Below are 10,000 nucleotides of genomic sequence, written 5' to 3' on the forward strand. Positions count from 1 at the left end.
AAGTCGACTGGCTGGACACCCAATAGGAGTAGCATGATGAAAGTACGCGCACAAATAGGCATGGTATTAAATCTCGACAAGTGCATAGGCTGCCATACCTGCTCCATTACCTGTAAAAACGTCTGGACCTCGCGGGAAGGCGTAGAATACGCCTGGTTTAACAACGTCGAAACCAAACCTGGTATTGGTTTTCCAAAAGAATGGGAAAACCAGCAAAAATGGAATGGCGGCTGGGTGAAAAATGCCAAAGGCGAACTGGAGTTAAAAATTGGCGGTAAACGCCGGGTGTTGGCGAATATTTTCGCCAACCCGGACTTACCGGAAATTGACGACTACTACGAACCTTTTGATTTTGACTACCAGCATTTACATAACGCACCGGACAGTAAACACCAGCCTGTGGCAAGACCACGATCGCTGATCACTGGTAAGCGAATGGAAAAAATTGAATGGGGCCCGAACTGGGAAGAAATTCTTGGTACAGAATTTGCGAAACGCAAAAAAGATCAGAACTTTAATGAAGTAGTGCAAAAAGACATCTACGGTCAGTTTGAAAAGACTTTCATGATGTATTTACCACGTCTTTGCGAGCACTGTCTGAATCCGGCTTGTGTGGCCGCTTGCCCAAGTGGCGCCATTTATAAACGCGAAGAAGATGGCATAGTACTGATTGATCAGGACAAATGCCGCGGCTGGCGGATGTGTGTTTCGGCTTGTCCGTACAAAAAAATCTATTACAACTGGAAAACCGGTAAGTCAGAAAAATGTACTTTCTGCTTCCCGCGCATTGAAGCAGGTCAGCCAACAGTCTGTTCAGAAACCTGTGTAGGCCGGATCCGTTATCTGGGTGTTCTGCTCTATGATGCAGACAGAATTGCAGAAGCGGCCGGTGTCGCGAAAGAACAGGATTTATACCAGGCACAACTGGATATTTTCCTGGATCCGAATGACCCTAAAGTGATCGAGGCGGCCCGCGCTGAAGGCATCCCTGATAACTGGATCAATGCAGCTCAACAAAGCCCTGTCTATATGATGGCAATGGAATGGAAAGTGGCACTGCCACTGCACCCTGAATATCGTACTCTGCCGATGGTTTGGTATGTGCCGCCACTGTCACCTATTCAAAGCGCTGTGCAGGCTGGTCATGTCGGTATGAATGGCGAGATCCCAGATCTGAAATCATTGCGTATTCCACTGCGTTATCTGGCCAATATGCTGACCGCAGGTGATGAAAAACCTGTAGTTCGGGCTTTAGAACGCATGATCGCCATGCGAGCCTTCAAACGCTCACAACAAGTGGACGGTGTTGAAGATCTGGAGGTTTTAAAATCTGTTGGATTGACTGCGCTGCAAGTCGAGCAAATGTACCGTTATATGGCCCTGGCTAACTATGAAGATCGCTTTGTGATCCCAACCAGCCACCGTGCTTATGCTGAAAACGCTTACGACCTGAAGAGCAGCTGTGGTTTCAGCTTTGGTAATGGTTGTGGTGATGGCAATAACGGCGTCAGTCTTTTCGGCACTAAAGCTAAAGGCGTTCGTCAGGTAATTCCAGTTGAGCTGAAGGACTAACAGATGAAAATTTTACAAGTGTTATCGCTGTTACTGGATTATCCAACCGAACTACTGAGCGACAGTCGGGACGAACTGATAAATCTGACACAAGACTCATCCTTGTCAGTTAAGGCAAAAGAAGCAGTACTGGCCTTTATCAACACCAGACTAGATGGCGACTTAATGGACTGGCAGGTAGATTATGACGGCCTGTTTGAACGGGGTCGTTCACTCTCTCTGTTGTTGTTTGAACATTTACACGGTGAGTCGCGTGACCGCGGTCAAGCCATGGTCAATCTACAAAATCAGTATAAAGAAGCAGGTCTTGAAATTGGCCTGAAAGAATTACCTGATTATGTGCCGCTTTACCTAGAGTTTTTATCAACGCAGGGAGATGACAACGCTCGCCTCGGTTTGCAGGAGGTAGCGCCTATTCTGGCGCTACTAACAGCACGGTTGCAGAAACGCCAGAGTGACTATTCGTCTTTATTTCTGGCGATGTTGGAACTGTCAGACACCGATATCGATCTGTCAGATATCGTACGTCAAATCGCTTCAGAAGAACGCGACGACACCCCCAAAGCACTTGATAAGGTGTGGGAAGAGGAGATGGTCACTTTTCTTGGCAATGATCAGCAAAGTGCCTGTAGTAGCAGTACCAGTCGACCAACAGAACAACAACGTAAAGATCAGTTTATTCCACTGAATACCGAGCTACTGAACGGCCAGGAATTCAGCACGGATACACTGGCCGCCGAGCTTTTTGCCCATGCAGTGACTAAAGCACCGGCAACAGCGACCAAAGGAGCTTGATATGACCGCCTTTACCCCTTCAATTTTTGACAGTTTTGCCTTTGGTATATACCCCTATATCGCCATGGCCATCATGTTTATCGGTAGTTGGATCCGGTATGACAGAGAGCAATACACCTGGAAAACCAGCTCCAGCCAGATTATGGAAAAGAAACAATTACGAAAAGGCAGTATTGCTTTTCATATTGGCGTAATTGCAATTTTCTTTGGTCACTTTGCGGGTTTACTGATGCCAAAAGCTGTCTGGCATTTGCTCGGTATTACCACTGAAATGAAACAGCTGATCGCTATGGGTGTTGGTGGATTCTTTGGGCTCATTTGCTTTTACGGCCTGACGATTTTAATTATCCGCCGCCTGACCAATCCAAGAGTGCGGGCAGGTTCCAGTACTATGGATATAGCCATATTGCTGGTGTTGTATGCACAATTGATTTTAGGGCTACTGTCGATCTTTGTTTCAATGGGACACTTAGATGGCGCTGAAATGCTGAAGCTAATGGCCTGGGCACAAAATACCATGACCTTTCAAAGCGCGGCGGCAGTTGAAGCCATATCTGGAGTTCACTGGATTTTTAAAGCTCATGTGTTTTTAGGTATGACTATTTTTGTACTGTTTCCGTTTAGCCGCTTAGTGCATATGTTAAGCGTACCAGTGCAATATGTTCGTCGTCAGCATCAGATAGTACGCCAACGTTTCGTGCGTTAAACCTGAAAGTAAGCACGGATGATTGCATCAGGCAGCATCCGTGCTTTATTCGAATTACCGCTGATGTTGTCTGTCAACAATTGACTGTAACGACAAAACCAGCATCAGAAGAGCTGTGAAGAGGCCGACATGATCATTGTCAATGAAGTTAAAATTCCTGAACACGCTATTATGGCGGAAATGCAATATCATCCAGCACCAGAGAAAAGAACGGCAATGCTCAAGGCCGCTGAAAGCCTCATTATTTCGGAGCTGCTTAAACAAAGAGCTGTGGAACTGGGCTTAGCTGAAGTGGACCAACTAGAGGATACTTCACCGCAGGCACAAGATGCCGTCTTAGACATGCTGATCAATAAAGAAGTACTGATCCCAAAAGCAAGTGAAGCCGAGTGTTTACAGTATTATCAGCAAAACCCTGGTCGTTTTGTCACCTCTCCCCTATTAGAAGTACGTCATATTTTGCTGCCAGCGGCACCAGACAATGACGGTGAGAGAATCAAAGCCAAGCAGCTCGCAGAAGGCATCATCACTGAACTGCAAAAAGCGGCTGATTTTGCAGCATTAGCAACCAATTATTCAGTCTGCAGTACAAAAGATAGCGGCGGATTGTTAGGCCAAATCACCAAAGGTCAAACCGTGCCTGAATTCGAACGACAAATATTCAAAGCACAACCCGGATTAATGCCTTACCCGGTGGAAAGCCGTTTTGGCTTACACGTCGTCGATGTACTACGTAAGGTTGAAGGAGACCTCCTGCCGTACGAAGCAGTCGAAGTAAAAATTAACGACTACCTCAACGAGAAAGTCCGCCGTAAAGCCATTGCACAATATATTGAGACTTTAATCAGCGCTGCCGCAATTGAGGGGTATGATTTTAAAGTAAGTAGCTCCCCTTTGATGCAATAACAGATCCGAAGATCTTACTCACAGGCCTGTGTTCAGGCCTGTGTCCATCTTTTGCTTCGATACCTCCTTTTAGCCTTCATATATACCCCAAGTTCCTGTCACTTCAATCTCACAGAAGCTGTTCGCCGAGGTGTCTGACCAGACTGCCACCCTACCTACAAGTAGGTAACCATCTAATTTAATTAATATTTAAATCAAAACACCTTACAATTATGCGGCGTTATACAGTCATATTGAAGGGTTCTATGAACACAACTTCTTTTGTATCTTCAGTTAAAATTAACACCATAGTCTGTGCTCTGTCCGGTTTAGCACTGATGCCGGCACAAGCCACAACAACCACTCTGGCCGATGCCTTAAAAGAAGGCTCTATCAACGCTCAGTTTCGTTACCGTCTGGAAAATGTAGATCAGGACAATTCACTTCAAGCTGCAACAGCTTCGACATTACGTAGTCGGCTGACTTTACAATCAGGAAGCTGGCGCCACACCAAAGCGCTATTTGAGTTAGATAACGTCAGCAGTCTAGGTGGTGAGCGTTACAATAGTGGAGTGAACGGAAATAGTGATTACTCCTTAATCACAGATCCAACCGGAACAGATATAAATCAGGCCGCATTGTTATTGACCCCAAATGAAAACAGTCAATTCACCTTAGGCCGTCAACGTATTAACTTACAAAACCAACGCTTTATAGGCAGCGTAAGCTGGCGTCAAAACGAACAGACCTTTGACGGTGTGCGGTTGACGCAACAGCTTGGCAAGCAATGGCTGATTGACTTATCCAGTCTACACAACGCAAACAGGATCTTTGGTCCAAAAGGAGCTGATGCGGATCTACACGGGCGATTTTCTTTAGGGCAACTGAAATGGCAACCAATGCCTCAGCATACTTTCACCGCATTTCACTATGATCTGGATTTTGATAGTCTGAATGGCCGCGACAGCCTGACACAAGGTTTGGATTACGCTGGTTATTTGGCGGCATTGCCGGATTTCAAATGGCTGTTTGTCTTTGCTGAACAGGAAGACAAACATCAGGCTCCATTGCAATTCCAGCATCATTATCATCGCGTAGATCTGAGTTACACCTTCAAAGATATTATAGTGAAGCTGGTACAGGAAAGACTTGGAGGCGATGGTCAAACTGCCTTCCAAACCCCTTTTGCTACACTGCACGCATTTCAGGGCTTCACTGATGTGTTTCTGGTAACCCCAACAGTGGGTATCAGGGATCATTATCTTGAAATCAGTCTACCATTAAGTTCTGTAAATCTTAGTGCAAGCTGGCACAGCTACCATAGTGATGCAGGCAGCAGTAAATTAGGCACTGAAATAAATAGCAGTGTTACTTATGATCTCTTTAAACAACTCAACCTGATGTTCAAACTCAGCCATTATCAAGCGGACAGTTACGGTGTTGATACGAATAAATTGTGGCTGATGGCAACCTACTCTATTTAAGGCTCTTCTCAACCCGACTCCCCACGTCGGTTTGTTGCTACGCCATTCAATAGGTTCTGAATGGCGTTTTTTTTCCTGTTAAATCCGCAAATCTGTAAAGGCCTCAGACATATTCGAAGTAGGCTCAATGGCTAGCATCGCTGACACCACTGTGCATAACTGTATTGTCACACCCCGAGTTTAATCACCATAACAGAGACATCTTTACAGTTAAAAGTCTCAGCTTACGGACTATTACCACCATAGGGGTAACAACCCTAAACAAAATGCGGCGTGCAGAGATATGGAAATTCTGATGAATGAATTTATTGATCTAGATCAATCTTTATTCCCCACCGAGGTCTAACCTACACAACATGTAGTGCTAAAAATAAAAATAAACACAAGATAAAGCGTTATGAACACTCTCAACTATTATGCAGAACAAGTCGTGTGGCAAGAGGTGCCAGAACATACCAGTCTGGCATTTACCATTTGCGGATGCCCCATTGGCTGCAAAGGTTGCCACAGTGCCGAAAGTTGGCCTGAGAATTCCGGATATCCCTTATCAGCGGAGGTCCTGCATGACAAGCTACTGAAGTACAGTGGGCTCATCAGCTGCGTGTTATTTTTAGGCGGAGAATGGCATCCGGCATTGCTCAAAGACTTACTTTTACTTTGTAAAAAACACAGGCTCCACACCTGTTTATATACAGGGCTGGAACTGCGAGAAATTCCAACAAACTTAATCGACGCTCTCGATTTTGTTAAAACAGGTCCCTGGAAAAAAGAATTTGGTCCACTGGGCTCACCCTCAGGCAATCAGCGTTTTTATGACTTAAAAAACAGACGAGATCTGACCTGGAAATTTCAGTCGCCACAACATAATGACTCTCAGTTTCATCACATGACCTCAGGCAGTGATATGACTTTATTCGGGGATATGCCTGAAAAAGTTGCCCCATCTCATGGCACCGCTGTCGGAGCTGAAAACATCTCTTTTGTATACATCGACACATCAGAAGTAACAACAAAGCCACCTATCAATTAAAATAAGGGATTTTGCTATGCAAAGATTAATGAAGCATCAGGTCGAACATAAACTTAACTTTATAGAACAGTACCTTCATGCACAAAACGCTGCGGACGGTTCGAAGATGGATGCGAATGCCAACGTAACGCAAAAAAATATCGCCACACTGGAAGCGGAAATAATGAAAGATTATTTTATTCAAGTGAATCGAGCTCAGGTCAGTAAAAAAATATCTGAGCTTTTTGGTCAGGATTTAGCTTCAGAGTATGTGAGGCAAATTGAAGCTCATGAAATATACGTACATGATGAAACAAGCCTGAAGCCTTACTGTGTGTCTGTCACTATGTATCCGTTCCTTCGTGATGGATTAACCAAGCTGGGCGGCGAATCAAAAGCACCTCAACATCTCGAATCATTCTGCGGCTGCTTTGTTAACTTTGTTTTCGCTGTCAGTAGTCAATTCGCTGGTGCTGTCGCTACGGTTGAGTTCCTTACGTACTTTGATTATTTTGCCCGTAAGGACTACGGTGACAATTATCTCCATACACACCGCAAACAGGTTGAAAACCACCTTCAGCACGTGGTTTATGCATTAAATCAGCCTGCTGCTGCACGCGGTTATCAAAGCGTGTTCTGGAATATTTCTGTGTATGACTACTATTATTTTGACAGCATGTTTGGCAACTTTGTATTTCCGGACTTTGTAAAACCTGAATGGAGTTCAGTATCTGCTTTACAGGACTTCTTCCTGAACTGGTTTAATGCCGAACGAGAAAAAACAATCCTTACTTTCCCGGTTGTTACCGTTGCAATGCTCACTGAAAAGAGCGAAGGAAAAAGCCACTGCAAGGATCAGCATTTTGCTGAGAAAATGGCTCATCAACTTGCAGCGGGCAGCGCCTTTTTTGTTTATTTATCAGATAGTGCGGATTCGCTAGCCTCCTGCTGCCGCTTGAGAAGTGAAATCAGTGACAACACTTTTTCATACTCCCTTGGCGCAGGTGGTGTGGCAACAGGCTCCATCAACGTCATTACAATCAATATGAACAGGTTGGTACAGGACAACAGAGATTTAGCCGAAGAAGTGACTAAAATTCATAAGTATCAGGTCGCTTACCGCAAACTGATGGAGGAATACCAAGCTGCAGGTTTAATGACAGTATATGACGCTGGTTTTATCAGCCTGGATAAACAGTTTCTGACCATAGGTATTAATGGCATGGTCGAAGCCGCTGAGTCTCAAGGCTTTGAAGCGAGTAATAATCCTGCTTACATTGACTTTGTCCAGCAAAAATTAAAAGTCATATTTGACGCGAATAAAGAAGCCAAAGCTCTTTATGGTTACCTGTTTAATACCGAATTTGTACCAGCGGAAAACCTTGGAATTAAAAATGCAAAATGGGATAAAGAAGACGGTTATTTTGTCCCAAGAGACTGTTACAACTCTTATTTTTATGTCGTTGAAGACAACAGCAGTAACGCGATAGATAAATTCCAGTTACATGGCAGAGCTTTACTGGATTATCTGGATGGCGGTTCTGCTTTGCATTTAAATCTGGATGAAAAATTAACAACCCAGGGATATATGCAGTTATTAAACATAGCCGCTCATACTGGCTGTAATTACTTCTGTATAAACGTAAAAATCACTATCTGTAACCAGTGTGAAAAAATCGACAAGAGAACCTTAAACTCATGTCCACATTGTGGCAGTCACGATATAGATTATGGCACCAGAGTCATTGGCTACTTAAAACGAGTATCGTCTTTTAGCAAAGGCAGACGAACTGAGCATTCACTTCGTCACTACCACCGAAAACCGGCAGTGGCGATAAAAGCTGTCTCCCCCGCGATAGCCGAAATGGCAGAAGCCTGATTTTTACTGCCCCTCTAAAAAACTACCTACAAAGAGGCATCCTGCATGCCTCTTTTTTGTAGCAACCCATTCCTTTTGTCTTGATAAACTGGGGTATGTCGATGAGTAGTCAGAACACTACAGAACTCCCCGAGGTACTTTCATGAATATACAGAGTTATCAGGATTTAATTACGGCAGCAAAGCAACAGCATGAACCACAGCGATTATTGTTGGTATTTGCAAAAGCCGAGCTACCCAATGGTTACACCGAAAGCCAACACAATAGCTTTCTGCGTGGTGAAGGCGGCACTTTAAACCCCGTGCTTTGCGTTGATAAATTGCCAGAAGAAATTGCTGAATTTGCGACACTCAGAAAAGAATCCGAAGAAACCGGCTTCGACTGGGATATTGCTTTTGTATCCTCATTGGCCGGCCGTGGTGGTTTTCCGCCAAACAGTGATGAAGCCGAGCAACCACTTAAAATGATGTTAGCCAAAATTCAGTCTGGCATGATCGCAGACTTTCTGACATTTGATCGCTCAGGCGAACTCGTAGCTTTATTGTGAAAGTACATAAACTGATTTTAATCGTAATGGATAAAAACTTAATGGTTGGTGGCCAAGATGAAAAAAGCACAACTCGTTGAAAAAATTGCTTTTGAAGCAGATATAACACTATCAGAAGCACGAGCAGCTCTTAACGCTTTGCTTTGTTCAATTACAACCGCATTAAAAGCAGGCGATAATGTCGCATTAGTCGGGTTCGGCACTTTTGAAAATAGAAAACGAGCTGCACGCTCAGGCCGTAACCCCAAAACTGGACAACCCATCCACATTGCGTCCTCCCATATCCCAGTATTTAAAGCTGGCAAGGTATTTAAAGATGCCATTAGTTGATCTTCTGGCTACCGTCCTATTATAGCCATTGATATGCCCAGTGACACAGGAATGTGAGTTCATGCTCAGTGTATTGGAGTATACCCAAAAAACTGATACCTGAACCTTAAAAGCATTAAAAAAACGGATGAACGCTGCTTTATGAAATGGATATTCTTCTTACTTTGCCTATTTAATACTTCAATACCCTTTGCCACACCACTAAGTTTCTGCCAAGAATCTGATGCCGAGGCGCCGAATCTCGCAGACTACGATATTGGCCAACAAACTTACAAAGGTGTGCATGCCGCAGTTGTCGCACATGCACTAACTACTTTAAAAATTGATTTCACTATCAAGCGTCTGCCATGGCTCAGATGTATGCATGAAGCTCAATCAGGCAAATTTGACGGAATTATAGGTATTGGTTGGTCGGGTGAGCGGGCTTTAATCTTTGACTTTCCTGGACTCTCGGAAGCCGAGCCGATGAAGCAATATAGTATAACCAGAGCCGACTACTATATTTATTCAATAAAAGGTAACTCTCTAAGCTGGGATGGCTATGCACTTTCAGGCCTAAGATATGGTATCGCTGCACCCAAAGGCTATGTGGTGGAAACACTTTTAAAAAATTTGAATGCCCATAAAGAGCTTGATACTGGATTGGCCGTGAGTTTTGAGCTTTTAGTTAATAAACGTGTCGATGGCGTGGTAATGACTGATAGTTCCGTAAACGCTCAATCATCCCAATACAAAGGTACAGAAATAGTGAAGATAACCCCTGCCTTTTATCAACAGCATCTTTATGTGGTGT

Annotated in this window: 10 protein-coding genes; all 10 read left to right on the forward strand. The window is 44.1% G+C overall.

The window, feature by feature from the left end:
* Window positions 1-36 precede the first annotated feature (36 nt).
* A complete protein-coding gene (narH, locus tag LDL40_RS18725) occupies window positions 37-1,572 on the forward strand; it encodes a nitrate reductase subunit beta (RefSeq protein WP_300997031.1) in 1,536 nt (511 codons plus the stop codon).
* A 3-nt stretch (window positions 1,573-1,575) separates the two neighbouring features.
* Window positions 1,576-2,367 carry a nitrate reductase molybdenum cofactor assembly chaperone gene (gene narJ, locus LDL40_RS18730; protein ID WP_300997019.1) on the forward strand — a complete coding sequence of 264 codons (792 nt, stop codon included), beginning with the start codon at window positions 1,576-1,578 and terminating at the stop codon, window positions 2,365-2,367.
* A 1-nt stretch (window position 2,368) separates the two neighbouring features.
* Window positions 2,369-3,073, forward strand: a complete 705-nt coding sequence (gene narI, locus LDL40_RS18735; protein ID WP_300997020.1) for a respiratory nitrate reductase subunit gamma — start codon at window positions 2,369-2,371, stop codon at window positions 3,071-3,073.
* Between the two features lie 129 nt (window positions 3,074-3,202).
* The gene (locus LDL40_RS18740; protein ID WP_288739296.1) at window positions 3,203-3,979 is read left to right on the forward strand and encodes a peptidylprolyl isomerase; all 777 of its coding nucleotides are present in this window, start codon (window positions 3,203-3,205) and stop codon (window positions 3,977-3,979) included.
* Between the two features lie 245 nt (window positions 3,980-4,224).
* Complete coding sequence (locus LDL40_RS18745; RefSeq protein WP_300997024.1) at window positions 4,225-5,442, forward strand: alginate export family protein; 1,218 nt, start codon at window positions 4,225-4,227, stop codon at window positions 5,440-5,442.
* A gap of 397 nt (window positions 5,443-5,839) precedes the next feature.
* Complete coding sequence (gene nrdG / locus LDL40_RS18750) at window positions 5,840-6,472, forward strand: anaerobic ribonucleoside-triphosphate reductase activating protein (RefSeq protein ID WP_300997026.1); 633 nt, start codon at window positions 5,840-5,842, stop codon at window positions 6,470-6,472.
* Window positions 6,473-6,488: 16 nt separating this feature from the next.
* Complete coding sequence (gene nrdD, locus LDL40_RS18755; RefSeq protein WP_300997028.1) at window positions 6,489-8,330, forward strand: anaerobic ribonucleoside-triphosphate reductase; 1,842 nt, start codon at window positions 6,489-6,491, stop codon at window positions 8,328-8,330.
* A 142-nt stretch (window positions 8,331-8,472) separates the two neighbouring features.
* Window positions 8,473-8,877 (forward strand): ribonucleotide reductase subunit alpha, encoded by a 405-nt coding sequence (locus tag LDL40_RS18760; RefSeq protein ID WP_300997029.1) that lies wholly within the window; start codon window positions 8,473-8,475, stop codon window positions 8,875-8,877.
* Window positions 8,878-8,934: 57 nt separating this feature from the next.
* Window positions 8,935-9,207, forward strand: coding sequence for an HU family DNA-binding protein (locus LDL40_RS18765; RefSeq protein WP_288739301.1), 273 nt, complete (start codon window positions 8,935-8,937; stop codon window positions 9,205-9,207).
* A gap of 141 nt (window positions 9,208-9,348) precedes the next feature.
* Window positions 9,349-10,000 (forward strand): ABC transporter substrate-binding protein (locus LDL40_RS18770; RefSeq protein WP_300997030.1); only part of this gene is annotated, 652 nt, incomplete at its 3' end.

The sequence above is a fragment of the Rheinheimera sp. genome (assembly GCF_020217005.1).
Classification (GTDB): Bacteria; Pseudomonadota; Gammaproteobacteria; order Enterobacterales; family Alteromonadaceae; genus Pararheinheimera.

Excerpts from the sequence above, each read along its gene's own strand:
- narH (WP_300997031.1), top strand. The coding sequence starts at position 37 with ATGAAAGTACGCGCACAAATAGGCATGGTATTAAATCTCGACAAGTGC.
- narJ (WP_300997019.1), top strand. The coding sequence starts at position 1,576 with ATGAAAATTTTACAAGTGTTATCGCTGTTACTGGATTATCCAACCGAA.
- narI (WP_300997020.1), top strand. The coding sequence starts at position 2,369 with ATGACCGCCTTTACCCCTTCAATTTTTGACAGTTTTGCCTTTGGTATA.
- LDL40_RS18740 (WP_288739296.1), top strand. The coding sequence starts at position 3,203 with ATGATCATTGTCAATGAAGTTAAAATTCCTGAACACGCTATTATGGCG.
- LDL40_RS18745 (WP_300997024.1), top strand. The coding sequence starts at position 4,225 with ATGAACACAACTTCTTTTGTATCTTCAGTTAAAATTAACACCATAGTC.
- nrdG (WP_300997026.1), top strand. The coding sequence starts at position 5,840 with ATGAACACTCTCAACTATTATGCAGAACAAGTCGTGTGGCAAGAGGTG.
- nrdD (WP_300997028.1), top strand. The coding sequence starts at position 6,489 with ATGCAAAGATTAATGAAGCATCAGGTCGAACATAAACTTAACTTTATA.
- LDL40_RS18760 (WP_300997029.1), top strand. The coding sequence starts at position 8,473 with ATGAATATACAGAGTTATCAGGATTTAATTACGGCAGCAAAGCAACAG.
- LDL40_RS18765 (WP_288739301.1), top strand. The coding sequence starts at position 8,935 with ATGAAAAAAGCACAACTCGTTGAAAAAATTGCTTTTGAAGCAGATATA.